This window comes from Bradyrhizobium sp. 14AA, from assembly GCF_054185205.1.
Window position 1 is genome coordinate 257,858 of record NZ_JAVAYM010000009.1, and the last position, 23,662, is coordinate 281,519.

General features: G+C 64.0%; 25 protein-coding genes. 11 read left to right on the forward strand and 14 right to left on the reverse strand.

The window, feature by feature from the left end:
- Positions 1–168: 168 nt before the first annotated feature.
- Positions 169–933 carry an outer membrane protein gene (locus tag RAD15_RS18940; RefSeq protein ID WP_458179647.1) on the forward strand — a complete coding sequence of 255 codons (765 nt, stop codon included), beginning with the start codon at positions 169–171 and terminating at the stop codon, positions 931–933.
- Between the two features lie 35 nt (positions 934–968).
- On the opposite strand, the gene RAD15_RS18945 is transcribed toward RAD15_RS18940, so the two are convergent.
- On the reverse strand, positions 969–1,241 hold the full coding sequence (locus tag RAD15_RS18945; RefSeq protein WP_458179675.1) for an AEC family transporter: 273 nt from the start codon (positions 1,239–1,241) through the stop codon (positions 969–971).
- A gap of 139 nt (positions 1,242–1,380) precedes the next feature.
- Here RAD15_RS18945 and RAD15_RS18950 point away from each other — a divergent pair, with 139 nt between their 5' ends.
- Positions 1,381–1,551, forward strand: a complete 171-nt coding sequence (locus RAD15_RS18950) for a hypothetical protein (protein WP_458179648.1) — start codon at positions 1,381–1,383, stop codon at positions 1,549–1,551.
- Positions 1,552–1,676: 125 nt separating this feature from the next.
- On the opposite strand, the gene RAD15_RS18955 is transcribed toward RAD15_RS18950, so the two are convergent.
- The gene (locus tag RAD15_RS18955; RefSeq protein ID WP_458179649.1) at positions 1,677–2,654 is read right to left on the reverse strand and encodes an ABC transporter substrate-binding protein; all 978 of its coding nucleotides are present in this window, start codon (positions 2,652–2,654) and stop codon (positions 1,677–1,679) included.
- An 80-nt stretch (positions 2,655–2,734) separates the two neighbouring features.
- On the reverse strand, positions 2,735–3,820 hold the full coding sequence (locus RAD15_RS18960; protein WP_458179650.1) for an AEC family transporter: 1,086 nt from the start codon (positions 3,818–3,820) through the stop codon (positions 2,735–2,737).
- 434 nt (positions 3,821–4,254) lie between these two features.
- Between RAD15_RS18960 and RAD15_RS18965 the strand changes: the two genes are divergently transcribed.
- Together RAD15_RS18965 and RAD15_RS18970 are read left to right on the forward strand one after the other, a co-directional pair.
- The gene (locus RAD15_RS18965; protein ID WP_458179651.1) at positions 4,255–4,632 is read left to right on the forward strand and encodes a hypothetical protein; all 378 of its coding nucleotides are present in this window, start codon (positions 4,255–4,257) and stop codon (positions 4,630–4,632) included.
- Between the two features lie 425 nt (positions 4,633–5,057).
- Positions 5,058–5,735 carry a ParA family protein gene (locus RAD15_RS18970; protein WP_211381568.1) on the forward strand — a complete coding sequence of 226 codons (678 nt, stop codon included), beginning with the start codon at positions 5,058–5,060 and terminating at the stop codon, positions 5,733–5,735.
- A gap of 74 nt (positions 5,736–5,809) precedes the next feature.
- Here RAD15_RS18970 and RAD15_RS18975 read toward each other — a convergent pair whose 3' ends face one another.
- The 5 genes from RAD15_RS18975 to trxB all read right to left on the reverse strand — a co-directional run bounded on the left by RAD15_RS18975 (position 5,810) and on the right by trxB (position 10,081).
- A complete protein-coding gene (locus RAD15_RS18975; protein WP_458179652.1) occupies positions 5,810–5,956 on the reverse strand; it encodes a hypothetical protein in 147 nt (48 codons plus the stop codon).
- A 132-nt stretch (positions 5,957–6,088) separates the two neighbouring features.
- Positions 6,089–6,238: a hypothetical protein gene (locus RAD15_RS18980; protein ID WP_458179653.1), complete on the reverse strand. Its 150-nt coding sequence runs from the start codon at positions 6,236–6,238 to the stop codon at positions 6,089–6,091.
- 593 nt (positions 6,239–6,831) lie between these two features.
- The gene (locus RAD15_RS18985) at positions 6,832–7,740 is read right to left on the reverse strand and encodes a 4-hydroxy-tetrahydrodipicolinate synthase family protein (RefSeq protein ID WP_458179654.1); all 909 of its coding nucleotides are present in this window, start codon (positions 7,738–7,740) and stop codon (positions 6,832–6,834) included.
- Between the two features lie 446 nt (positions 7,741–8,186).
- On the reverse strand, positions 8,187–9,110 hold the full coding sequence (locus tag RAD15_RS18990; protein WP_026201990.1) for a LysR family transcriptional regulator: 924 nt from the start codon (positions 9,108–9,110) through the stop codon (positions 8,187–8,189).
- 5 nt (positions 9,111–9,115) lie between these two features.
- Positions 9,116–10,081, reverse strand: coding sequence for a thioredoxin-disulfide reductase (trxB, locus tag RAD15_RS18995; RefSeq protein WP_458179655.1), 966 nt, complete (start codon positions 10,079–10,081; stop codon positions 9,116–9,118).
- Positions 10,082–10,347: 266 nt separating this feature from the next.
- On the opposite strand from trxB, the gene RAD15_RS19000 reads away from it, so the two are divergent.
- On the forward strand, positions 10,348–10,827 hold the full coding sequence (locus RAD15_RS19000; protein ID WP_458179656.1) for an Lrp/AsnC family transcriptional regulator: 480 nt from the start codon (positions 10,348–10,350) through the stop codon (positions 10,825–10,827).
- 250 nt (positions 10,828–11,077) lie between these two features.
- Here RAD15_RS19000 and greA read toward each other — a convergent pair whose 3' ends face one another.
- The 3 genes from greA to RAD15_RS19015 all read right to left on the reverse strand — a co-directional run bounded on the left by greA (position 11,078) and on the right by RAD15_RS19015 (position 16,538).
- The gene (gene greA / locus RAD15_RS19005; RefSeq protein ID WP_018643807.1) at positions 11,078–11,551 is read right to left on the reverse strand and encodes a transcription elongation factor GreA; all 474 of its coding nucleotides are present in this window, start codon (positions 11,549–11,551) and stop codon (positions 11,078–11,080) included.
- 210 nt (positions 11,552–11,761) lie between these two features.
- The gene (gene carB / locus RAD15_RS19010; RefSeq protein WP_458179657.1) at positions 11,762–15,226 is read right to left on the reverse strand and encodes a carbamoyl-phosphate synthase large subunit; all 3,465 of its coding nucleotides are present in this window, start codon (positions 15,224–15,226) and stop codon (positions 11,762–11,764) included.
- A gap of 142 nt (positions 15,227–15,368) precedes the next feature.
- Positions 15,369–16,538, reverse strand: coding sequence for an MFS transporter (locus RAD15_RS19015; protein WP_458179658.1), 1,170 nt, complete (start codon positions 16,536–16,538; stop codon positions 15,369–15,371).
- Between the two features lie 114 nt (positions 16,539–16,652).
- Between RAD15_RS19015 and RAD15_RS19020 the strand changes: the two genes are divergently transcribed.
- A complete protein-coding gene (locus RAD15_RS19020; RefSeq protein WP_458179659.1) occupies positions 16,653–17,024 on the forward strand; it encodes an ArsR/SmtB family transcription factor in 372 nt (123 codons plus the stop codon).
- Positions 17,025–17,318: 294 nt separating this feature from the next.
- Here the strand turns inward: RAD15_RS19020 and RAD15_RS19025 are convergent, their stop codons facing one another.
- Complete coding sequence (locus tag RAD15_RS19025) at positions 17,319–18,020, reverse strand: class I SAM-dependent methyltransferase (RefSeq protein WP_458179660.1); 702 nt, start codon at positions 18,018–18,020, stop codon at positions 17,319–17,321.
- 110 nt (positions 18,021–18,130) lie between these two features.
- Here RAD15_RS19025 and RAD15_RS19030 point away from each other — a divergent pair, with 110 nt between their 5' ends.
- Complete coding sequence (locus RAD15_RS19030) at positions 18,131–18,655, forward strand: Dps family protein (RefSeq protein WP_458179661.1); 525 nt, start codon at positions 18,131–18,133, stop codon at positions 18,653–18,655.
- Between the two features lie 119 nt (positions 18,656–18,774).
- Here the strand turns inward: RAD15_RS19030 and RAD15_RS19035 are convergent, their stop codons facing one another.
- Positions 18,775–19,296, reverse strand: a complete 522-nt coding sequence (locus tag RAD15_RS19035; protein ID WP_458179662.1) for a hypothetical protein — start codon at positions 19,294–19,296, stop codon at positions 18,775–18,777.
- Between the two features lie 147 nt (positions 19,297–19,443).
- On the opposite strand from RAD15_RS19035, the gene RAD15_RS19040 reads away from it, so the two are divergent.
- Positions 19,444–19,659 (forward strand): hypothetical protein, encoded by a 216-nt coding sequence (locus tag RAD15_RS19040; protein WP_458179663.1) that lies wholly within the window; start codon positions 19,444–19,446, stop codon positions 19,657–19,659.
- Between the two features lie 42 nt (positions 19,660–19,701).
- Here the strand turns inward: RAD15_RS19040 and carA are convergent, their stop codons facing one another.
- Positions 19,702–20,892, reverse strand: a complete 1,191-nt coding sequence (gene carA, locus RAD15_RS19045; RefSeq protein ID WP_458179664.1) for a glutamine-hydrolyzing carbamoyl-phosphate synthase small subunit — start codon at positions 20,890–20,892, stop codon at positions 19,702–19,704.
- 146 nt (positions 20,893–21,038) lie between these two features.
- On the opposite strand from carA, the gene RAD15_RS19050 reads away from it, so the two are divergent.
- From RAD15_RS19050 to RAD15_RS19060, 3 genes are all read left to right on the forward strand, one after another.
- Positions 21,039–21,767 (forward strand): alpha/beta fold hydrolase, encoded by a 729-nt coding sequence (locus tag RAD15_RS19050; RefSeq protein ID WP_458179665.1) that lies wholly within the window; start codon positions 21,039–21,041, stop codon positions 21,765–21,767.
- A gap of 33 nt (positions 21,768–21,800) precedes the next feature.
- The gene (locus RAD15_RS19055; RefSeq protein ID WP_458179666.1) at positions 21,801–22,256 is read left to right on the forward strand and encodes a GatB/YqeY domain-containing protein; all 456 of its coding nucleotides are present in this window, start codon (positions 21,801–21,803) and stop codon (positions 22,254–22,256) included.
- 128 nt (positions 22,257–22,384) lie between these two features.
- On the forward strand, positions 22,385–23,521 hold the full coding sequence (locus RAD15_RS19060) for an epoxide hydrolase family protein (protein WP_458179676.1): 1,137 nt from the start codon (positions 22,385–22,387) through the stop codon (positions 23,519–23,521).
- The last annotated feature ends 141 nt before the right edge of the window (positions 23,522–23,662 follow it).

Genomic DNA, 23,662 nt, shown 5'->3' on the forward strand with positions numbered 1-23,662 from the left:
GCGAGAACCTGCGTGTCAATTCTGCAACGCCACCGAAGATTGCAGCGGCCTCCTGCGTTCGCATGACGCGCGTCGCGTGATTTTTCGGCTTTCTCTCAGCGCCTCGGATGAAAGCTTGAAGTCCAGGCATCGGCGACGAGAGCCAAACATGTGTCTGGGAGACTGATGATGAGAAACACTTTCGCGGCTGCGGTCGCGCTGTTGCTGGCAGCCACGGCGGCGAGCTCCGCGGCCGATATCGGCGCTATCAGATACAAGGCTGCGCCGGCTGCCGTGTATAGCTGGACGGGCTTCTACATCGGCGGCAATGTCGGCGGTGGCATGGCTTCAACCCATTTCGACGATCCCTGCTTCTACTGCTCATCCGCGACCGCCACGGCGGGCTTTTTCACCGGCGGCGCGCAGGTCGGTTACAACTATCAGTTCGGTCACGGCCTCATCGGCATCGAAGCCGACATCAACGGCAACAGCGGCTTCAAGGGCTCTCTGATCGGCGGTGATGACTCCAGAGCCATGAACGTTGGTCTCAAGGCGGATACCAGCGGCACGATCCGCGCGCGCGCAGGCCTCGTCGTCGACAACGTCCTGGCTTATGTGACGGGTGGTGCAGCCTGGGCCGATGTCAGGCAGACCGGGACGGAGATCGACAATTTGGTCGCAAACGCGACTTTTGGAAAACCCACGGGAATCACGGCCAATGGCAGTGGCGTTGTCTGGGGTGGCGTGGTCGGCATAGGCGTCGAATATGCGCTGGATTCGAACTGGATCGTCGGCGGCGAATTCCTGCATACGATGTATCAGGATAGCGAGGCGACCATTCGCCGTGCCGACGGCACCGGGGCCTGCCTGGGCAGGCCCGATGCCAATTGCACCATCCGCACCCAGCTCACGACCGACGTTGCGCGGGTGAGGTTCAGCTACAAGTTTCAGTAGTCGCCGCCATCCTCCAAATCATCGGACGGGGGTGACTACCTCGCCCCCGCCACCACCATCACCATCACCACCACCGGCAGCGTCACCGCCGCCAGCAGCGTGCCCAGCGCCACCGCGCCCGACACCGGGTTCACCAGCCGCTGATACTGGACCGCGAAGATGTAGGCGTTCGCGCCGGTCGGCATCGCCGCGAACAGCACGACGATGTCAGTCGCGATCGGCGGTAGATTCAATAGTGTTGCCAGCACGAACGTGACCGTCGGCATCGTCAAATAATTTGAACTCACGGAGACGGTGGATGAACGAATCCGCGCGTGTGTCTAATCCTGTTGCGTTGGTTCGAGGTTCCTGCCTGCGGCCCGACATGATGGTCGAGCTGTCCCGCTAGACCAAATTCCCCATTTGGCGTACCCTTTCCGCACAGCAACATGTCAGCGGAGGTCCTCCGTGGAACATCGCGGCGTCAGCTTTTCCATCGTTGAAATGAGCTACCCCTATGGTTGGAAGTGGACCGTGGGGAAGGGCCGGACAGTGTCGGTCGGTGTCTGTGTCACCAGGCTGGACGCGATCCGCCAGGCCCAGACTTTCATTGACGCGATCATGGACTGGGCTGCCTAAAGCATGATCCGGAAAAGTCCGCAGCGGTTTTCCGAAAAGATCATGCTCAAACAATAACCTAAAGCGCGATGACGATTCATCCTGATCTCATCGCGCTTTAGGCCTGCTCCCCGCCGTGCGGCGACTCATTCCACCACCTTCGCAGCGGTCGCCAGCAGTGTTTCCGGCACCGTGAGCCCGAGTGCCTTGGCCGCTTTGAGGTTGATGGACAGATCGAATTTCGAGACCTGGTAGAACGGGATCTCGGCGGGATTGGCGCCGCGCAGGATCGCGTCGATCTCGCCGGCCATATGCTTGGTCAGCTCCTTCAGGTCGAAGGCGTAAGCCATCAGGCCGCCACCCTCGACGGACTCGGTGAAGCACTGGATTGATGGGATGCGCGCCTCGGCGATGGCTTCATTGATTGCGACGCGGTTGGCTAATGCATCCGGACTATCCACCATCATGATCGCGTCCGATCCGTTGCGGGCGGCCTGCATAATGGCGTTGCGATAGGTCGTTGCGCTGCCGGGAAGATCAACCGGAAAATTGGTGACGGAAATCCCCGCCGCGCCCGTGGCGGCGCGCACAGGCTCGCCCACGGTGTTTTCCCATGCGCCTGCCGGGGAGACGCAACCCAGCTTCGACATCGCCGGAAACATTTCGCGCAGCAATGCGATGCGTTTGCCGTGAATGGACGGGCCGGGGTTGACGCTGACACCGGTAAAGTTGCCTCCGGGGTGGGCCATGCTCTGAGCCAGACCAATCGCGACGGGATCGTACGATATCGTGACGATCGGGATTGTCGTTGTCTTTGGTTTGAAAACAATGGCGGGTGGATCGAGGATGTTGATGACATCCGGATTGCTGCGGACGACCTCTTCGGCCAACGCGTCTCGGTCCTGGTGGTACTGCTCCTTTCCGTAGCGCTCGACGGTCAGGTTTTGTCCTTCAATGCGGCCGAGGCGCCGAAGCTCGCCAAAAAGCACACGGTAATAGTTATTGTTGTCCTCGCGCATGTTTGCTGTCGGCGTGGATATGTTGACGATGGCCAACCGCGAGCTGCCGCCGGCAGGCGCTGCCGCGATGCGCGTTGTGGCGGCAAGCGAGGCCGCCCCGACCATGAAATCCCGCCGCCTCATGTCGGCCCCACCAAATGTCTACCGAAAATTGCGGTGACCGTGCTGTCGCGGCAATCTCGGGTTTAATAGATTTGCGAAAAATGCGGCCGCGGCATCGCCCGCGGCTCGGTCGTATACCTCAATGTATCCAAATCTCGTTTGATGGATACATCCAAGTATTCGCGCCGAGCGGACAATCTCTGCGGGCGCGCGTCGCGAGTAGCTACCTCGCCCCCCGCCACCACCATCACCACCACCGGCAACGTCACCGCCGCCAGCAGCGTGCCCAGCGCCACCGCGCCCGACACCGGGTTCACCAGCCGCTGATACTGAACCGCGAAGATGTAGGCGTTGGCGCCGGTCGGCATCGCCGCGAACAGCACGATCACGCCGGCGGCGACCGGCGGCAGGCCGAGCAGCTTTGCCAGCACGAAGGCTGCCGCCGGCATCGCCAGCAGCTTGAGCGCGCACATCACGAGAATGCTCAGCTTCTCGCCCTTCACCTCGAAGCGGAGCAGGTTGATGCCGAGCGCGATCAGCGCCGTCGGTGAACCCGCCTGCGCGAGCAGCTCGATGGTCTTGTCGACGACGGGGGTGAGGCCGAGGCCCGTAAGACGCCAGACCACGCCAAAACCGATTGCCAGCATCAGCGGATTGCGGGAGAGATCCGCGAGCACGGGAGAGATCACCGACAGCGCCGAGCCGCTTCGCTTGCGGTTGACCAATTCCATCTGGAGGATTCCGCAGAGCCAGAGCAGCGGCGTGTTCACCGACAGGATCAGCGCCATCGGCCCCGCGGCCTCATTGCCGAGCGCCGAGAGCACAAGCGGTATGCCGAGCATCACGATGTTGCCGTAGACCGAGCCGATCGCGAACACGACGCCGTCCTCGCGGTCCTCGCGCCGCGCGCGCAGCAGGGCCGAGAGGATCAGCGCCGCGATCCAGGTGAGCGCGAGCGCGCCGTAATAGGTCCCCCACATGCGCCAGGGGCTGACGTCGGGGAATTCCGAGACGACGATGGTGCGGAACAGCAAAGCGGGGATCGCGATGCTGAAGGCGAATTCGGAGATGCCCTTGTGCGCGGTCTCGGAGACGAAGCGAAACAGCACCGCGGCATAGCCGGCCGCGATCAGCGCAAAAACCGGCGCGACGATCAACAATGTGGCCATGCGCCCCTCACCCCACGGGGAGACAGCCGACCACCCCCACACGTTTTCCGATGATGCCATCATGCCCCTGATTTGCCCGACGTGTCAAATCGATTTCGTAAAATCCGCAGAGGCTGCCGGGGCCTGGCTACTGTGCATGGGGTTGTTTTCGCGGTTTTTGTTCGGGGGGTGGTGGAGGGCGGGCAGGGCGCGATCTTGCGAGCACCGCCAGAGGGTTAGCCGCGCCTTGCCCTCACACACCCCTGTCATCCCCCGCCCCAGTGCGCAATTGCGCACAAGGCGGGGGATGACCACGATGTGTGAGAATGACTTGCCTCCGCGCCACCCGCCCTGTTGCCAAGACCGCACACGTCCAGCCTTTCGCGTCCCCCCTCGGTTGCCAACGAACCGGCGTTCACCCACTATTCCCTCCTGTTCGACATTTGGGGGGATCGATGCCGGTGCTTCACTTCAGAAAATCCTTGGTCGCAGCAAGCCTCTCGCTTGCCTTGGCCGTCCTGGTCCAGCCGGGCGCCGGCTTTGCCTACACGCCGGAGCAGCAGCAGGCCTGCACGCCGGATGCGATGCGGCTGTGCGGCGAGTTCGTTCCGAACGTCGACGCCATCACCGCCTGCATGATCCAGAAGAAGGCGCAGCTCTCGCCGCAGTGCCGGCCGTTCTTCCGCCAGGGCCCGGAGCCGGGCGAGATGCGCGCCGGCAAGCCGACCAGCATCGCGCCCAAGACGGCGAACAAGTCGGCGAGCAAGACGGCGAAGAAGAGCACCAAGCCGGCGCCGAAGACGGCCAAGAAGAAGAATTCCAGCGAGGGCTGAGCGCGGGACGGCCGCGTTCCTTCCCTGAAACCCATGCCCGGGCAAAAGCGCGACGCGTCTTGGCCCGGGCATTCGCATTTTCCGGCGTCAGCCACGCGACAGCCACCGGACTCCTTTTGTTCGCGCGAGCCCGCGCGCATGCTTGCGGCAATTACGAGCGCCCCACGGAAAAGAGTCGCGGAAAGCGTTTGCGCGGCAAGGTTGCATTCCGCTTCGTCCCGTGCCCCTGCTCAAAAACCGCAGGAATGCCCGTGCGAAAGGCGTTCATTGCAGTTCGTGTCCGTCGTCGCACGAAGCAGTGTGACTCAAAAGCCAACACGTCTTGTTATTTCGTGGCGGCGGGGCAACTCTCGGTAAATTTTTCTTTCCCGAATCAGCGCGGTGATTCATTTTCGCAGCCTGGGGTCAATCTGGAGGCCGAAGGTATGAACGTTATTGTTTTTGCATCGCGTAAAGGCGGCTCGGGCAAGAGTACCCTGGCTGCACATCTCGCCGCGCAGATCAAGGCGACCAAGCCCATTCTGCTCGTCGATGCGGATCCGCAAGGCTCGCTCACGCTGTGGCACAAGCTGCGTGGCACCAACGAACCGCCGATCAAGGCCGCCGTGAACTCCGTCAGCGGCATCGTCTCCGCTGCCAAGCGCGACGGTTATGAATGGGTGTTGATCGACACGCCGCCGAACCTGTCGGCCGTCGTCGACGACGCGATCCGCAATGCCACCATGGTGGTGATCCCGGCCCGTCCCGGCGTGTTCGACGTCAACGCGGTGCAGGAAACCATCCAGATGTGCCGTGCGGCGCGCAAGCCCTACGCAGTCGTGCTCAACGGTGCGCCGGCGCGCCGCGACGAATCCGAGAGCCCGATCGTCACCATCGCACGCGAGGCGCTGGCGAAATTCCGCGCACCGGTGTGGGGCGGACAGATCACCAACCGCTCGGATCTGCTGATGGCGCTGAGCCACGGCGAAGGCGCGCGGGAATACCAGGCCGAGAGCCGTGCGGCTCAGGAAATCGCACGGCTGTGGGCGGCGATCGAGCGTTCAGTGAAAGCTATTCGCGGCACGGCGTCGGCATCCGGCGCAATGCACAAGCAGGCGGCGTAATTTTCATTAATCATTCCCCGGACGGAAAACGCGCGGAAGTTCGCGCGTTTTGCGTTTCTGGGTGCTGATGAAGCCTACGCGACCATCAGCATGTAGAACACGATGACCGGCGACAGGGTGAGGATCACCGACCAGATGCCGGCGGCCCAGAGAATGTCTTCGGTGGTAAAGCTCTGCTGGCCGGCGTCGTAATGCGACGCCGCTTCATTATGACTATTCACAAAACGCCCCCGCGATTTCTTCGCTTATGGGCGTCGACGCTACGCGGGATGATTTAAGATTCCGGGTCGCCGTATCCTGTGCTTTCGGACACAGGCACTACCACGGATTAACCATTCCCGTGCGCCGCGGCGTCAGCCGACCAGCCAGATGCGAAACACCAGCACCGGCATCAGGCCGAGCATTACCGCCCAGAACCCGAACGACGACACGACGAGAATTCCCTGCAAGAGATCGGCGGGCGCGAATTGGCTCGCGGCCGTAGGCCGGGTGCGATGCCCCATGTTCATTCCCCCTTTGAAAGCTTCTGGAGCAAACGATAGGCCCCATTGCGTAAACGAGGCGTGGATGCGCCATGCGGCGACCGCGAAGGCCGTTCGTGCACGGTTAACCATGGGCGCGCGTCTTACCCTCGCCTGGAGGGGGAAGGTAAGAGCGCCATGCGCGATCGTTAAACCCATGCGCTGTACTTCCTCCTGATCTCGTCAACGCGCTCCAAGCGCGATTTCACGTCGTCCTCCGTCAGGCCGATATCGCGGCGCAGCCAGTCGGATAACGTGCTCGTGCATGAAGCGCCGCCCCATGCAGCCTTCAGGGCCTCGAGCCATTGACGGATTCCCATACGTCGATCTTTCCGGATTGAAGTCTGCGCGTTGAGCGCGAATGGATTGTTGGAGCGAACAGGACACGACGAGGCTTTCCCTCTCCCCTTGTGGGAGAGGGTGGCTCGCTGGTCAGCAGCGAGACGGGTGAGGGGTTGTCTCCGCGAATTCAGCTGCCGTGATGCGCGCGGATAGAACCCCTCATCCGGCGCTTCGCGCCACCTTCTCCCGCAAGGGGAGAAGGGACGGCAGCGTGCGTGTGGAGAGAGGAAGAACTACGCCGCGACTTTCATCCGCCGCTCGATCTCGCGATCGATCGTGGCCGCGAGCTCGCTGCTCACTTCCACCATCGGCAGCCGCACTTCGGGGCTGTCGATGAGGCCACTGCGCCACAGCCAGTACTTCGCCGGCGCAGGGCTCGGCTCAGTGAACAGCAGGCGCGTGAGCTCTGCGACCTCGTGCCAGCGCGCCAGCGCCACATCGTGGTTGCCGCGCATCAGCTCGGTGCGAATGGCGGCAAACGTCGCGGTCTCCACATGCGCCGACAGCACGATGCCGCCGTCGGCGCCGTCGACAAGCGCCTCGAAGTAATTCGCGTCCTCGCCTGTGAGCACGCGAAAATCCTTTGGCCTGTCGCGCAGCAGCGCGATGGATTGCTCGCGGCTCGCGCCGCAATCCTTCAGCCCGACGATGTTCGGATGCTCGGCGAGACGCAGCAGCGTCTGGTTGGTGATGTTGACCGAGGTGCGATAGGGAATGTTGTAGAGCGCGATCGGCCAGGCGGCGTGATCGGCGAGGGCCTCGAAATGCGCCAGCAGCCCGCGCTGCGAGGGCCGCACGTAATAGGGGCTCGCGATCAGATAACCGTCGATCGGCCAGTCCGCGGTTTCATCGAGGCGATCCTTCAGCCGCGAAGTGTCGGCGCCCGACAATCCGAGGCAGACCGGCAAGGTGCGGCGGCTTGCTGCCATCTCGTCGCGCACGATGGCGACGAGGCGTTCGTATTCGTTGTCGCGCAGCGTCATGCCTTCGCCGGAGGTCGCCCCCAGGATGAAGCCGTCGACAGCGTGGCCGGCATAGTGCCGCGTCAGCCGCCGCAGCGACCGCTCGTCGAGCGCGCCATCGCGAAACGGCGTCACCAGCGGCAGCCAGAGCCCGTGCAACTGTTCTTGTAGTCCGGTCATGTTCCATCTCCTTCTCGGGAAAAACCTGAGACGGAGGGCGCATGAAAAAACCCCGTCCAGGCGGCGGGGTTTTCGGGATTTGTTCGCGATGACGAAGTCAGCCTAGCGCGCGCAACATTCCGAGGTCCCGGGATGGGGGCCTTTTTTCGAAACGAGTGCGCACGACTTCGTGATCATTCGCAAATGATGCGGGGTAGGCGTGGAACTGTCAATACACGCGGAAGGCGAAAGCCGTTTTGAGGCAGAAAAAAAGCCGGACCCGAAGGCCCGGCTTAGGTATTGGCCACGTGAGGCCGACACAATCACCTTCCAAGAGGGATTACTGAACTCCCGCGCCACTGGAGGAGGGGGACAAATGCGCAACGCGAAGGCTCAGCGTGCAAGGAGTATGAGCTTGACGAGCGCCATGCAGCAACAGCCGAGGCCGCATGTCAGACATGCGGAAATCAGGACGGCCAGCGCTGCGCCTTGCTCACCACGAAGTCGCGGAACACCTGCACGCGCGCGACCGTCTTCAACTCCTCGGGATAGACGAAATACGTGTCGAGCTGGATCGAATCCGATTCGCCGAACAGTTGCACGAGCTTGCTCTGTTCCTCGACGAGGTAGTCGGGCAGCGCGGCGATGCCGAGGCCCTGCTGGCAGGCGCGCACGAGGCCGAGGATGTTGTTCACTCTGAAATAGGCTTCGCGCGGACCGGAGCCGTTGCGTCCGGCTTCGACCAGCCAGTTGCGGTTCTGCAGGTGCGGCGCGAAGTTGCCGTCCGAGAGCGTGATGATGCGGTGGGAGTCGAGCTCCTCGAGCGTGCGCGGCGTGCCGAAGCGCTTGATGTATTCCGGCGAGCAATAGGCGTGGAAGCCCATCGCGAACAGCTTGCGCTGGATGAGATCCGGCTGGGTCGGCTTGCGGGTGCGGATGGCAACGTCGGCCTCGCGCATCGACAGGTCGAGCTCCTCGTCGGTGACGATCAGCGAGATCCGGATCTCCGGATAGAGCGCGGTGAATTCGCCGAGGCGCGGGATCAGCCAGTTGATGCCGACGCCGGGCGTGGTGGTGATCTTGAGATCGCCGCTCGGTCGCTCGCGGCTGTCGGTCAGTTTCGCGCGCGCCGCCTGCAGCTGCATGAACACGTCATGCGCGGTGCGGAACAAGAGGTCGCCCTGTTCGGTGAGGATCAGGCCGCGGGCGTGGCGGTGGAACAGCGAGACCGAGAGCTCCTGCTCCAGCGCCGAAACCTGGCGCGAGACCGCCGATTGCGACAGGCCGAGCTGCTCGCCCGCATGCGTGAAGCTGCCCGCTTCCGCCGCCGCGTGAAACACCTTCAGCTTGTCCCAGTCCATATCCGTAAATCCGTCGCGTGTTCGAGGCATGATCTTTATTCCGCTGCCGCGCGCTCGCTGGCGCGCAGGGCCAAGAAACGTTCGGCTTCGAGAGCTGCCATGCAGCCGAGGCCGGCGGCCGTCACGGCCTGCCGATAGGTCTCGTCGGCGACGTCGCCGGCGGCGAACAGGCCGGGCACCGAGGTGGCGGTCGAGTTCGGGGCGACCTCGACATAGCCCGACGGTTTCAGCTTGATCTGGCCCTTGACGAGCTCGGTCGCCGGCGCATGGCCGATGGCGATGAACACGCCGTCGGTCTTCACGTCCGTATGGGCACCGGTCTTGACGTTCTTCAGGCGCACATGGGTGACCTTGTTCGGGTTCTCGGTGCCGCAGATCTCGTCGACGGCGGAGTCCCAGACCACCTTGATCTTGGGGTGCTTGAACAGACGCTCCTGAAGGATGCGCTCGGCGCGGAAGTGATCGCGACGATGCACGATGGTGACCTGCGAGGCATGGTTGGTGAGGTACAGCGCTTCCTCGACCGCGGTATTGCCGCCGCCGACCACCACGACGTCCTTGTTGCGGTAGAAGAAGCCGTCGCAGGTGGCGCAGGCCGACACGCCGCCGCCCTGGAACTTCACTTCGGACGGCAACCCGAGCCAGCGCGCCTGCGCGCCTGTGGCGAGGATCACGGAATCGGCGAGATAGACGTCGCCGCTGTCGCAGGTGAGGCGGAACGGCCGCTGCGTGGTCTCCAGCTTGGTGACGAGGTCGGTGACGATCTGGGTGCCGACGTGGACCGCCTGCTTCTCCATCTGCTCCATCAGCCAGGGGCCCTGGATCACGTCGGCGAAGCCCGGATAATTCTCGACGTCGGTGGTGATGGTGAGCTGGCCGCCCGGCTGGATGCCCTGGATCAGGATCGGCTCGAGCATCGCGCGCGCCGCGTAGATCGCCGCGGTGTAACCGGCGGGGCCGGAGCCAATAATGACGACCTTTGCATGAACAGGAGCGGACATTTCGATGGACGCCTTTCACGGGGGATTTGCAGCGCGGGCGCGGAACGTGCCGGGAGGCCTCGCGGAGGCGCTGAAATATCAGAGCTAATCTAAGCCTTCTGGTGAGCTATGCAAGAATTGCATTCCCTCTCGGCGGATTTTTCCAACAAGGAACAAAAGTCGATTGCGCTGCACGCGCAATAAAATTGCGCTAACGGTGCGGACTGGGCTATGAGGATTGCGGCAAACCCACCAATACCGCCGCAAAGGCGAGGAGTTCCAATCACGTGTCGCGGAGCCTGGACGAGATCGACCTGAAAATTCTCACCGAGATTCAGGCCGACGGTCGAATCACCAATGTCGAACTGGCCAAGCGCGTCGGCATCTCGCCGCCGCCCTGCCTGCGCCGCGTCCGGGCGCTGGAGGAGGAGGGCTACATCCACGGCTATCGCGGCCTGCTCGACGCCCGCAAGCTCGGCTTCGACGTCACCGTGTTCGCCTCCGTGCACCTCTCGAGCCAGGCCGAGGCGGACTTGCGCGCCTTCGAGGAGTTCGTCCGGGCCGAGCCCCTGGTACGGGAGTGCTGGATGCTGTCGGGCGAGGTCGATTTCATCCTCAAATGCGTCGCCCCCGACATGGCGACCTTCCAGGATTTCGTGACGCACCTGACCGCCGCGCCCCACGTGCGGAACGTGCGCACGTCGCTGGTGCTGCATAACTCGAAGTACGAGGCGGCCGTGCCGCTGGACGTGAAGGGGAGACGGTAGGGCGCTCTCGTGCCCCGGACGCAGCGCAGCGCTTCTTCAGCGGTGCGCTGCAGAGCCGGGCCCATGTAACAGCGGTGCGTGCGGCAAGCCGGGTCCCGGCTCTGCGCCGCAACGCTGAAGCGTTGCAGCTTGTCCGGGACACGAGACAGAGGGCGAGCGTCTGCATCACGCTTCAAAGCAAACCGTGGAAACAAAAAGGCCGCGCATCGCGCGGCCTTTTCAAAACCTCGTCACGCGCAGCGGCAAATCCTTACCGCCACTCCACCTTGGTGATCTCATACGCCTTGGCGCCGCCGGGTGCATTGACCTCGACGGTCGAACCCTTCTTCTTGCCGATCAGCGCGCGGGCGAGCGGCGAAGTGATGGAGATGCGGCCCTTCTTGGCGTCGGCCTCGACCTCGCCGACGATCTGCCACACCGTCTTCTTCTCGGTGTCCTCGTCGACCAGCGTCACGGTGGCGCCGAACTTGATGGTGTCGCCGGAGAGCTTCGAGATGTCGATGATGTCGGCGCGCGCGAGCTTGTCCTCGAGCTCGGCGATGCGGCCTTCATTGTGGGACTGCTCTTCCTTCGCGGCATGATATTCCGCGTTCTCCGACAGGTCTCCGTGCGAGCGCGCTTCCGCGATATGCTCGATGATCCGCGGACGGTCCTCCGACTGGCGCTTCTTCAATTCTTCCCCAAGCGCGACAAAGCCGGCCTGGGTCATCGGAACCTTTTCCATCTCTTCTCTCGTCCTTCAGCTGCGCGCCCCACGAAAACGGAGGGCGCGGCAACCTTGATTCGTCGATATTCCCGGGGCCGAACACGCGCCCACCGGGAATGCTATGTGGGTCTGGCGCCGGAACAGAACAACCACAACGACCGGACAGTTCCTCCGGCCATTGTGGCTTCATTGCCAATCACTTAGCGGAAGCGTCGCTCCCGCTAGCGATCAGGTTTCCGAAAAGTAGCTCTGCAGGGTACGAACCTCAAGGTCCCCGCCAAGATAGGCGCGGATGCCCTGCGCGGCCGCCACGGCCCCGGAAAGAGTGGTGTAATACGGCACTTTATGCAAGAGGGCCGCGCGCCGCAGCGAACGGCTGTCGGCGAGCGCCTGCGGGCCTTCGGTGGTGTTGAGGACGAGCTGGACATCGCCATTGGTGATGGCATCGACGATGTGCGGCCGCCCTTCCAGCACCTTGTTCACCTTCTCGGTCGGGATGCCCTGGTCGGTCAGGAAGCGCGCCGTGCCCGAGGTCGCCAGCACCTTGAAGCCGAGCGAGTGCAATTCGCGAACGGCCTCGGCGATCCGCGTCTTGTCGCTCTCGCGCACCGAGACGAACACGGTGCCCTTGCGCGGCACCCTGGTGCCGCCGCCGAGCTGGCTCTTGGCGAAGGCCACCGCGAAAGAGCGGTCGATGCCCATGACCTCGCCGGTCGAGCGCATCTCGGGGCCGAGCACCGTGTCGACGCCGGGGAAGCGCGCGAACGGGAATACCGATTCCTTGACGCCGACGTGCTTGAGCTCCGCCTTCTTCAAGTTGAAGTCGGCAAGCTTCTCGCCGGCCATGATGCGCGCGGCGATCTTCGCAACCGGCGTGCCGACCACCTTGGCGACGAAGGGCACGGTGCGCGAGGCGCGCGGGTTGACCTCGAGCACGTAGATGTCGCCGTCCTTGATGGCGTATTGCACGTTCATCAGGCCGACGACGTCGAGGCCGAGCGCGAGCTCACGCGTCTGCCGCTCCAGCTCCCCGATCATTTTCGCATCGAGCGAGTGCGGCGGCAGCGAGCAGGCGCTATCGCCGGAATGGATGCCGGCTTCCTCGATGTGCTCCATGATGCCGACGATGAAGGTGTCCTTGCCGTCACAGAGGCAGTCGACGTCGATCTCGGTGGCATCAGACAAATAGCGGTCGAACAGCAGCGGGTTCTTGCCGAGCACGGTGTTGATCTGGCCGGTCTTGTCGTTCGGATAGCGCGCCTTGACGTCGGCGGGCACCAGCTCCGGCAGCGTGCCGAGCAGGTAGTCGTTGAGCTGGTTCTCCTCGCGGATGATTTGCATCGCGCGGCCGCCGAGCACGTAGGACGGGCGCACCACCAGCGGCAGGCCGAGATCGGTCGCGACCAGGCGCGCTTGCTCGACCGAATAGGCGATGCCGTTCTTGGGCTGCTTCAGCCGCAGCTTGTCGAGCACGCGCTTGAAGCGGTCGCGGTCTTCCGCAAGGTCGATGGCGTCCGGCGAGGTGCCGAGGATCGGCACTTCGGCGGCCTCCAGCCCGTGCGCGAGCTTCAGCGGGGTCTGGCCGCCGAACTGCACGATCACGCCGTGCAGCGTACCGTTGCTGCGTTCCTTCGCGATGATCTCCAGCACGTCCTCGGCGGTGAGCGGCTCGAAATAGAGCCGGTCGGCGGTGTCGTAGTCGGTCGACACGGTCTCGGGGTTGCAGTTGACCATGATGGATTCGTAGCCGGCGTCATGCAGCGCGAAGCAGGCGTGACAGCAGCAATAGTCGAACTCGATGCCCTGGCCGATGCGGTTGGGCCCGCCGCCGAGAATGATGACCTTCTTCTTGTCCGAGGGCGCGCTCTCATCGGCCGGAGCGCCCGCGAACAGCGCCTCATAGGTCGAATACATGTAGGCGGTCGGCGAGGCGAATTCAGCCGCGCAGGTGTCGATGCGCTTGTAGACGGGGCGAACGTCGAGCGCGTGACGCTTGGCGGTAACCTCGGCCTCCGTCGTCTCGGCGAGCACCGCGAGCCGCGCGTCGGAGAAGCCCATGGCCTTGAGCGTGCGCATGCCGAAGGCGTTGCCCGGCAGGCCGTTCTTGCGAACCTTCTCCTCCATGTCGACGATGCCGCGCATCTCGCTGAGGAACCACGGGTCGATCTTGCAGGAATTGAAGATCTCCTCGTTCGACCAGCCGAGCCGCATGGCCTGGGCGACCTGAAGCAGCCGGTTCGGCGTCGGCGTGCCGAGCGCGGCACGGATCGCGTTCTTGTCGTCGCCGCGGCCGAGACCTTCGATCTCGATCTCGTCGAGGCCGGTCAGCCCGGTCTCGAGGCCGCGCAGCGCCTTCTGGAGGCTTTCCTGGAAGGTGCGGCCGATCGCCATGACTTCGCCGACCGACTTCATCGACGTCGTCAGCGTGGTGGAGGCGCCGGGGAATTTCTCGAACGCGAAGCGCGGCACTTTCGTGACGACATAGTCGATGGTCGGTTCGAACGAGGCCGGCGTGGCGCCGCCGGTGATGTCGTTGGCGATCTCGTCGAGCGTGTAGCCGACTGCGAGCTTGGCGGCGACCTTCGCGATCGGAAAGCCGGTGGCTTTCGAAGCCAGGGCGGAGGAGCGCGACACGCGCGGGTTCATCTCGATGACGACCATGCGGCCGTCTTCGGGATTGACGCCGAACTGCACGTTGGAGCCGCCGGTCTCGACGCCGATCTCGCGCAGCACCGCCAGCGAGGCGTCGCGCATGATCTGGTATTCCTTGTCGGTCAGCGTCAGCGCCGGCGCCACCGTGATGGAATCGCCGGTGTGCACGCCCATCGGATCGAGGTTCTCGATCGAGCAGACGATGATGCAGTTGTCCTTCTTGTCGCGCACCACCTCCATCTCGTACTCTTTCCAGCCGAGCACGGATTCTTCGATCAGGACTTCGTTGGTGGGGGACGCATCGAGGCCGCGCTCGATGATGTCGAGGAACTCTTCCTTGTTGTAGGCAATGCCGCCGCCGGTGCCGCCCATCGTGAAGGACGGGCGGATGATCGCAGGCAGGCCGATCTCGGACAGCGCCATCAGCGCCTGGCCGAGCGCGTATTCCTGATAGCGCTTGCGGCGGTCGCCTTCGCCGAGCGTCCACTGCCGATCGTGCTCTTCGCGGGCCGCGCCCGAGAGCTTCTCGCGTTCGGCCTGGCGTTTGTCGCGGAAGGACTTCTTCAGGGCGGAGGCGTTGGCGAGCCGCGACTTCGGCGTCTCAAGCCCGATCTTGGTCATGGCCTCGCGGAACAGCTGGCGGTCCTCGGCCTTGTCGATCGCGTCCGCGGTGGCGCCGATCATCTCGACGTCGAACTTTTCCAGTGTGCCTTGCTGGCGCAGCGACAGCGCGCAGTTCAGCGCGGTCTGGCCGCCCATGGTCGGCAGCAGCGCGAAGCCGCCGGGAATGACGTGACGTTCCTTCTCGATGATCTTGGCGACGATCTCGGGCGTGATCGGCTCGATATAGGTCGCATCGGCCAATTCCGGGTCCGTCATGATCGTGGCCGGGTTGGAATTGACGAGGACGATGCGATAGCCCTCTTCCTTCAGCGTCTTCACCGCCTGGGTGCCCGAATAATCGAACTCGCAGGCCTGGCCGATCACGATGGGACCGGCGCCGATGATCAGGATGGTGGTGATGTCTGTACGTTTGGGCATCAACTCTCGCCGGACTGGAATTTGGGCACAAAAAAAGGGCGCGCTACTGCGCGTCCCTTTGGCCGAGAGCGCGGTGGTCTCCCTCGCGCGCGGGTGGGTCTTAGACCAGATTCCGGGGCGGCGAAACCCCGAATAACGCCCATCAACCGGCAATTTTGACGGGTTTTGCCCGCGCCTGCCAGCCGCGGGCGAGGTGCACCAGAAGCGAGGCCGCCACGCTCGATCCGCCGATCCAGCCGAGGTCGGTCGGCGAGAGGGTGGCCAGCACCGCACCACCCAGCGCCCCGCCGATGGCGAAGCCGAGATACATCGAAGAGGCGTTGAGCGAGAGCGCGATCATCGAGGCCTGCGGCTCGATCCGGATGATGCTGGCGATCTGGGCCGGATAGAACGCCCAGCCCGAAATGCCCCAGAGGAATATCGCGCCCAGCACCGCATAATGTGCCTGTCCGGGCATCAGCTTCATGACCAGCGAATGCAGGATCAGCGCGGCCGCCATGCCGGCGAGCCCGAGGCCCGCGGTGGCCAGCGTGCCCAGCCGGTCGGCGAGGACGCCGCCGAGCATGTTGCCGATCGCGGCCGCGCCGCCAAATACCAGCAGCGCCAGGCTGATCTGCGAGGCGTCGAAACCAAGACCGTGCAGCGGAACCGCGAAATACGTGAATACGGTGAAGCCGCCGAGCGCCCATAAAATCGTGATCAGGAGCGCGACCAGGACATTGCCGTGACGCGCCACCGCGAACCGTTCGCTGAGCGAGGCGGTGTTGCGCGGCAAGCCACGGGGCAGGCCGAGCAGAAGGCCCGCGAGCGCAATGGCGCCGATCACGGCCACCATGGCGAAGGTCGCGCGCCAGCCGAGCAGGCTGCCGACGACGTTTCCGAGAGGAACGCCGATGACGGTCGCGACCGTGAGGCCCGAGGTGACCAGCGCGACCGCGCGGCCGCGCCTTTCGGGCGAGGCGACTGCGACCGACACGGCGAGCGCCGTCGGCATGCACAGTCCGGAGCCCAGGGCCATCAGCATTCGCGAGGCCAGCAGCAGGGCGTAGCTGGAAGCCACCATCGCGGCGAGATTTCCGGCGATGAAGGTCGTCAGCGCCAGGGCCAGCACGGTCCGGCGATCGATGTTGTTCAGCGCCACGGCCATGATCGGCGAGCCCACGGCATAGGTGAGAGCGTAGGCGGTGACCAATTGGCCGGCGGCCGAGACCGAAATTGACAGGTCACTGGCGATCGCCGGCAAAAGTCCTGCAATCACAAAGCCTTCGGTGCCGATCGCAAAGGCCGCAAGGGCCAGCCAGAACACGCTCATTGGACAATATCCCTATACTCAACGTTTATTGAACTATTGAATGTGAAGGTGGGAGGAGTCAATTGGTTCAAGAACTATTGAACATTAGGGCCGTTTCGCTATGATTCCCTGGTCATGAGCCGCACACCGCTTCACCCGACCCGCGAGCAGATCGAGCTGCCGATGGTTCTGGATTGCCTCAGCGATCCGATCCGGCTCGCCATCGTCTACCAGCTTGCCCAGCAAGAACGTGTCAGCAGCGAATTATGCTGCGGCGATTTCAGCGGGCTCGCGGGTAAGTCCAACCTCGCCTACCACTTCGCCAAGCTGCGTGAATGCGGCCTGATGCTGACGCGCGTGGCCGGGACCAACCGGTTCATGCGGCTGCGCCGCGAGGATCTCGACGCGCGCTTCCCCGGCCTGCTCGACGCCGTGCTCAGCTCTGCAGCGAAGGATGCGGAGCGGCTTCAGCTGGTCGTGGGGTGTGAAGTGGTTGGGGCGGATTGAGCCGCCGATACAGTCCGTCTTCGCTTTCGCTTCGCTCCAGCTACGCCGGACACGCTTTGCCGCTTCGGGTCTAGCGTGCCCGTCTTCGCCCTTCGGGCTTCGCCGAGGCAGCCTTCGCTACGATAGAGGCTTGCCCAGCCGAAGCTGGCGAAGCCAGCGAAGGCTGGAGACCCGGCCTGGACTTGAACCAGGATGAAGAGCGATGCACCGCCCTCGCGTAGACTCTTCCGCCACCGGGCCGGCGCGATCATTACCGATTGCAGTGCGGCAAGCCACAACGGCTAATTGTTATGCTTAACGAACTAGCGGCGACCGTGCGATGAAGGTCATGCGCCAGCGATTGTGGCCGATATTGCTGTGGGCACGCTGGACCGCGAAGCCGGCCGCCTTCAGCTTGGCGGTGATCTCGTCCTCGCTGTAGCGCTGGAGCCCGACCCGCGTGCGCAGATGACGGTAATCCGACAGTGCGGTGCTGATCAGCCCGATCAGGGCGTCCTTCAGGAAGCCGTGGCGCAGGCCGAAGCTGAGCAGCGCCATGACATCCCTGAACATGCCGACATGGGGCTGGAGGATGTCGCCAAGCACCAGCTTGCCGGAGGGCTTCAGGATGCGGCGGATATTGAGGAGCGCGGCATCGAGCTCGTCCGGCGTCATGTATTGCGCGACCGAGTTCATCACCACGAGGTCGATCGACTGGTCCTGCATCTTGCGGACATCGTCGAGCGAGCGGACGCGGATCCTGGTGTTCGGGGCAAACCGCGCGATCAACCGGCCGCGCACGCCCGGTGCGGGCTCGGCGAGGATCAGCTTGCCGCAGGCCGCCGCCACCTGGGTCGCCGACAGTGCCTCGCCGCAGGCATAGTCCAGCACCGTCGCCTCGGGCGACGAGATGTAGCCGATGATGTCCCGCGCGATGATCTGGAAGTGCAAGTCGCGATGCAGCTTGCTGACATAGATCGTGTGCGTGGAGTCGTAATAATCGATCCAATCGTCCATGGCGTCTCGAAGGTCCCAACGGTTCCTGGGCAGGAACCGGCGCTGCCCGCCTTGCGTTAGGGGGGCGACGGTGCGCCGTCAATGTCCGCGTCCTAACAGGAAGGTTTCCCGTGAGCAAAACCAACAACAAGGTCTCGCCCGATCTCGATACCCCCACCGATCTGCCGCCCGACGGGGTCAGGAAGGTCTCGGAGGCGCTCAACGTGCTTCTGGCCGACGCGTTCGCGCTGTATCTGAAGACCAAGAATTTTCACTGGCACATCAGCGGCCGGCATTTCCGCGACTATCATCTGCTGCTCGACGAACAGTCGGACCAGATCTTCGCCACCACCGACCAGCTCGCCGAGCGCGTCCGCAAGATCGGCGGCACCACGCTGAAGTCGATCGGCCAGGTCGCAAAACTCCAGACCATCAAGGACAACAACGAGGACTACGTCCCGCCGCGCGAGATGCTGCGCGAATTGATGCAGGACAACAAGCACGTCGCCGGCGCCATGCGCAAGGCGCACGAGGTCTGCGACGACGCCGGCGACGTCGCCAGCGCCAGCATCCTCGAAGTCTTCATCGACGAGACCGAGCGCCGGACATGGTTTTTGTTCGAGGCGACGCGGCAGGAAGGCAGCAACGCGGCGTAAGCCGAGCTGCCGTAGGGTGGGCAAAGCGAAGCGTGCCCACCAATTGGACTTTACGGATGGAGGGTGGGCACGGCGCGTAAGAGCGCGCCTTTGCCCACCCTACGGCACCGTCCTTGTGGCTACCGCCACAGCCGCATCAACGCTCCGTCCTTGCCGGTGACGGGATCGGCCGGCGGCAGCGCGACGTTTGGAATCGTCTTCAACGCTTTCGCGTGGTTCTCCGGCGTTGGCCGCGTGATCTCCATCTTCGCGCCCGGCGGATAGGCGCCGATCACGCAGAAATCGTCGCCCGCCTCGATGCATTGATGCCCCGTGCCGGCGGGCAGGATCGCGACGTCGCCGGCCTTGATCTGAAGCTCCTGGCCATGGTCGCCGCCGAAGCGGACCCGCGCGCTCCCGCGCGCAACGCCAAGCACCTCGTGCACGGTTGCGTGGTAGTGCAGATAGTCGAAGACGCAGTTGCGCCACGTGCCGCCCCAGCCGTTCGCTCCGAACAGGTCTTCGATGGTTTCTTCGGGCTGCTTCGGATCAAGCGTCACCGCACCCTGGTAAACCAGGAACGGAAGGATGTTGTTCGGCACGAGCCCGTCATCCTCGAAGACGATGGCGAGTGGCTCGGCCTTGTCGCGGACGACGGGCATGGCTGGGCTCCCGGGAATAATCGACAGGGATCAAGACGGCGCGGGCGCCCTTGTTCCTGGCCGCAGTCCATACGCCGGCTTGACGGAGATCAAGGCGCAGGCGGCGATTCAGGGGCACGCCACTCCTAGCATAAGGGATGGAACGCCATGTACGCCTCCGACGTCGCACAGCGCCATTTTTCAGCGGCCGTCGACGAGGCGGACACGGCCGGCCTCGGGCACGAAGCCGTCTGCCGCGCCTTGCTCAGTCTCGTGATCTCGAAATATCTGGAGACGAGGTCCGTCGCCGACATCCAGGCGGAGCTGCGCTTCATCGCCGAGAACTGTGACCCCGACACGGACTTCATGTTCATGCGTCCGTGACGGCGCCATAGCCGGCGGAGTCGTCCGCCGGCGTTCTTAGCCTTACGCGCTCTTCTTCTGCCGCATCAAATCGGCAAAGCGCTGGAACAGATAGTGCGAGTCGCGCGGGCCGGGCGAGGCTTCGGGGTGGTACTGCACCGAGAACACCGGCTTGCCGTCGAGCTGGATGCCGCAATTGGATCCGTCGAACAGCGAGATGTGGGTCTGCGTCGCGCCCTTCGGCAGCGTGGTCTCGTCCACCGCAAAGCCGTGGTTCATCGAGGTGATCTCGACCTTGCCGGTGGTCTCGTCCTTGACGGGATGATTGGCGCCGTGATGGCCCTGATGCATCTTCTTGGTCTTGGCGCCGACGGCGAGGCCGAGCATCTGGTGACCGAGACAAATCCCGAATGTCGGCGTGCCCGACTTGATCACCTCCCGGATGACAGGCACGGCGTATTTGCCGGTCGCGGCCGGATCGCCCGGGCCGTTCGACAGGAACACGCCGTCCGGCTTCATCGCGAGGATGTCCTCGGACGAGGTCGTCGCCGGCACCACCGTCACCTTGCAGCCGACGCCGGCGAGCAGGCGCAAAATGTTGCGCTTGATGCCGTAGTCGATGGCGACGACGTTGAACTCGGGCTTGTCCTGCCGGCCAAAACCCTTGTCCCACAGCCAGGGCGTCTCGTCCCAGGTGAAGCGCTGGCCGGAGGTGACCATCGGCACGAGGTCCATGCCCTCGAGGCCGGGCCATTCGCGCGCTTCTTCCTTCAGGCCATGCAGGTCGAACTCGCCGTTTTTGGCGTGCGCGATCACGGCATTGGGCATGCCCTTGCTGCGGATCAGCGCGGTCAGCGCGCGGGTGTCGATGCCGGAGAGGCCGATGATGCCGCGGGCCTTCAGCCATGCGTCGAGATGCTTGGTGGCGCGGTAGTTCGAGGGATCGGTGATCGCGGTGCGCAGGATCACGCCGCGCGCCCCGGGGGTCGCGGCCATGTTCACCGTCTCGATGTCGTCCTCGTTGGTGCCGACATTGCCGATATGCGGGAAGGTGAAGGTGATGAGCTGGCCGGCATAGGAGGGATCGGTGAGAATCTCCTCATATCCGGTCATCGCGGTGTTGAAGCAGACTTCGCCGACGGCGTGGCCCTCGGCGCCGAGACCAAAGCCTTCGAGCACCGTGCCGTCCGCAAGCACGAGGAGCGCGGTCGGTTTGTGGTCCGGCCAAGCGGGATCGTTGTCATGTTGTGTCATGAGCGCGTTTCATAAGCCTGCCGGGCGCGCCCGTCAAAGCGCAGATGCGCCGATTCACATGCGTTTTTGCATATTTGACAGCCCGTCTCGGGCTCTTAAGCTTGGCCGCACAATTTCCGGCAAATTCCTGGGCTTGCGAGGCAATAATGGACCAGACCACCCCGATTCTGCTGGTTCCGGGGCTGGCCTCCTCGGCCCGGATCTATGCAACGGTGATCCCGGCGCTGTGGCGGTTCGGCCCGGTCATGGTTGCCAACCATATCCGCGACGACAGCATGGCGGCGATCGCCGCCCGCGTGCTGAGCGAGGCCCCGCCGCGCTTCGCGCTGGCCGGTCATTCCATGGGCGGCTACATCGCGCTCGAGATCATGCGCCAGGCGCCCGAGCGGGTTTCGAAGCTCGCCCTGATCAACACCCAGGCGCGGCCAGATACGCCGGAGGCGACCGCGCGCCGGCGTGGCCTGATGGAGCGCGCCAGGCGCGGCGAGTTGCGTGCCGTGCGCGAGGAGAGTTTTCCGGAGCTCGTGCATCCATCGCGACGCGATGATGCCGATATCCTGAAGCTCGTGCATGCGCAGGACGAGGATGTCGGCGTCGAGGGCTATCTGCGGCAGCAGACCGCGATCATCGCGCGGGTGGACTCACGGCCGACGCTCGCGACGATCAAATGCCCGACGCTGGTGCTGACGGGGGATCAGGACAACACAATTCCCAACGCGTTCTCGAAAGAGATGGCGGACGGCATCGCCGGCGCGAAACTCGTCGTCCTCGAGAATTGCGGGCACCTGCCACAGCCGGAGCAGCCTGAGACGACGGCGCGGGCGCTGGTCGAATGGCTGGGAACACCGGTTGTCTCAGGGCCGCGAACGGCCTAGATCAGGCGTCGGATATTCGAAGGGATCACGATCATGCTGCGCGACGACATCAATAATGCGGTCAAGGAGGCCATGAAGGCCAAGGACGAGCGCAAGCTGTCCACGCTGCGCATGGTCAACTCGACCATCAAGAACGCCGACATCGAGGCCCGCGGTAACGGCAAGCCGCCGCTGTCGGATGCCGATTTGCTCGGCGTGTTCCAGAAGATGATCAAGCAGCGCCAGGAGTCGGTCGAGCTCTACGACAAGGGCGGCCGCGCCGAGCTCGCCGCGCAGGAGCGCGAGGAGATCGCGGTGATCTCGGCCTATTTGCCGAAGCAGATGGCGGACGACGAGGTGAAGAAGGCGATCGCGGGCGCGATCACTGAAACCGGTGCGGCCGGCATGAAGGACATGGGCAAGGTGATCGCCGTGTTGCGCGCGAAGTATGCGGGACAGATGGATTTCGGCAAGGCGTCTGGCCTGGTGAAGGCCGCGCTGTCGGGCTAGCCGTCATTCCGGGGCACGCGAAGCGTCGAGTCCGGAATCCATCGGGCCGCCGACTCTGTTGCGAAATGGATTTCGGGCTCGCGCTACGGCGCGCCCCGGAATGACAAGAAAAATGGGGAGGCACGATGATCGCCGCGATCAAACCATTCCGCATCGCCATCAGCGACGACATCCTCTCCGATCTCAAATCACGCCTTGCGCGCACGCGCTGGCCGGAGGCTGAGCTGGTCGACGACTGGAGCCAGGGCGCGCCGCTCAAGTGGATCCGGGAGATCTGCACCTATTGGGCTGATGGCTATGACTGGCGCGCCCGCGAGGCAAAGCTCAATCGCTTCGAGCAATTCACCACCGAAATCGACGGGCTCGACATCCACTTCATCCATGTGCGTTCGAGAGAAGCAAACGCGCTGCCGCTGATCATCACCCATGGCTGGCCCGGCTCGATCGTGGAATTCCAGAAGGTGATCGCGCCGCTGGTCGATCCCGCCGCGCATGGCGGCAATCCTGCCGATGCCTTTCACGTGATCTGCCCCTCGCTGCCGGGCTTCGGCTTCTCCGCCAAGCCGACGAGCACCGGCTGGGGCGTCGACCGTATCGCCGCGACCTGGGCCGAGCTGATGGACCGCCTGGGCTACGCGCGCTACGGCGCGCAGGGTGGCGATTGGGGCTCGGCGGTGACGACCTCGCTCGGCGCGCAGGACGCCGAGCATTGCGCCGGCATCCACATCACGCTCGCCTTCAACGCGGCGCCGAAGGTCGAGGGCGAGCCGACGGCCGAAGAAAAGCGCGCACTGGCCGGCCTGAAGCATTACGTCGATCTCGACTCCGGCTATTCGAAACAGCAGTCGACGCGGCCGCAGACGCTCGGCTATGGCCTGACGGATTCTCCGAGCGGGCAGGCGGCCTGGATCCTGGAAAAATTCTGGGCCTGGACCGATTGCGACGAGCACCCCGAAAACATCTTTGACAAGGACGAGCTGCTCGACAACGTCATGCTCTATTGGACGACGGAGACGGCGACATCCTCCGCGCGGCTCTATTGGGAAAGTTTCGGCAAGCGCCGGACGACGCCCAAGGTCAGCGTGCCCACCGGGGTCGCCGCGTTCCCCAAGGAGATCATCACGCCGGTGCGGCGCTGGATGGAGCCCAACTTCCACAACATCACCCATTGGAGCGAGATGGAGAAGGGCGGTCATTTCGCCGCCTTCGAGCAGCCGGAGCTGTTCGTGCGGGACGTCAGGAAGTTCTTCGCGACAGTGCGGTGAGCCGACCCCCCGCTGTCATGCCCGGGCTTGTCCCACGGGTGTCCGGTTTAGGTTTGAGCCAGACTTAGGCACATCTGGGGCTGATCTTGGCTGATCGTGGGTGGTTGGAGCAAGCTGTCGATACGGCGGCGCTGCATGAGG

Coding starts and splice junctions, on each gene's coding strand:
- RAD15_RS18940 (WP_458179647.1), top strand. CDS start 169: ATGAGAAACACTTTCGCGGCTGCGGTCGCGCTGTTGCTGGCAGCCACG.
- RAD15_RS18955 (WP_458179649.1), bottom strand. CDS start 2,654: ATGGTCGGGGCGGCCTCGCTTGCCGCCACAACGCGCATCGCGGCAGCG.
- RAD15_RS18960 (WP_458179650.1), bottom strand. CDS start 3,820: ATGGCCACATTGTTGATCGTCGCGCCGGTTTTTGCGCTGATCGCGGCC.
- RAD15_RS18965 (WP_458179651.1), top strand. CDS start 4,255: ATGCCGGTGCTTCACTTCAGAAAATCCTTGGTCGCAGCAAGCCTCTCG.
- RAD15_RS18970 (WP_211381568.1), top strand. CDS start 5,058: ATGAACGTTATTGTTTTTGCATCGCGTAAAGGCGGCTCGGGCAAGAGT.
- RAD15_RS18980 (WP_458179653.1), bottom strand. CDS start 6,238: ATGGGGCATCGCACCCGGCCTACGGCCGCGAGCCAATTCGCGCCCGCC.
- RAD15_RS18985 (WP_458179654.1), bottom strand. CDS start 7,740: ATGACCGGACTACAAGAACAGTTGCACGGGCTCTGGCTGCCGCTGGTG.
- RAD15_RS18990 (WP_026201990.1), bottom strand. CDS start 9,110: ATGCCTCGAACACGCGACGGATTTACGGATATGGACTGGGACAAGCTG.
- trxB (WP_458179655.1), bottom strand. CDS start 10,081: ATGTCCGCTCCTGTTCATGCAAAGGTCGTCATTATTGGCTCCGGCCCC.
- greA (WP_018643807.1), bottom strand. CDS start 11,551: ATGGAAAAGGTTCCGATGACCCAGGCCGGCTTTGTCGCGCTTGGGGAA.
- carB (WP_458179657.1), bottom strand. CDS start 15,226: ATGCCCAAACGTACAGACATCACCACCATCCTGATCATCGGCGCCGGT.
- RAD15_RS19015 (WP_458179658.1), bottom strand. CDS start 16,538: ATGAGCGTGTTCTGGCTGGCCCTTGCGGCCTTTGCGATCGGCACCGAA.
- RAD15_RS19020 (WP_458179659.1), top strand. CDS start 16,653: ATGAGCCGCACACCGCTTCACCCGACCCGCGAGCAGATCGAGCTGCCG.
- RAD15_RS19025 (WP_458179660.1), bottom strand. CDS start 18,020: ATGGACGATTGGATCGATTATTACGACTCCACGCACACGATCTATGTC.
- RAD15_RS19035 (WP_458179662.1), bottom strand. CDS start 19,296: ATGCCCGTCGTCCGCGACAAGGCCGAGCCACTCGCCATCGTCTTCGAG.
- RAD15_RS19040 (WP_458179663.1), top strand. CDS start 19,444: ATGTACGCCTCCGACGTCGCACAGCGCCATTTTTCAGCGGCCGTCGAC.
- carA (WP_458179664.1), bottom strand. CDS start 20,892: ATGACACAACATGACAACGATCCCGCTTGGCCGGACCACAAACCGACC.
- RAD15_RS19050 (WP_458179665.1), top strand. CDS start 21,039: ATGGACCAGACCACCCCGATTCTGCTGGTTCCGGGGCTGGCCTCCTCG.
- RAD15_RS19055 (WP_458179666.1), top strand. CDS start 21,801: ATGCTGCGCGACGACATCAATAATGCGGTCAAGGAGGCCATGAAGGCC.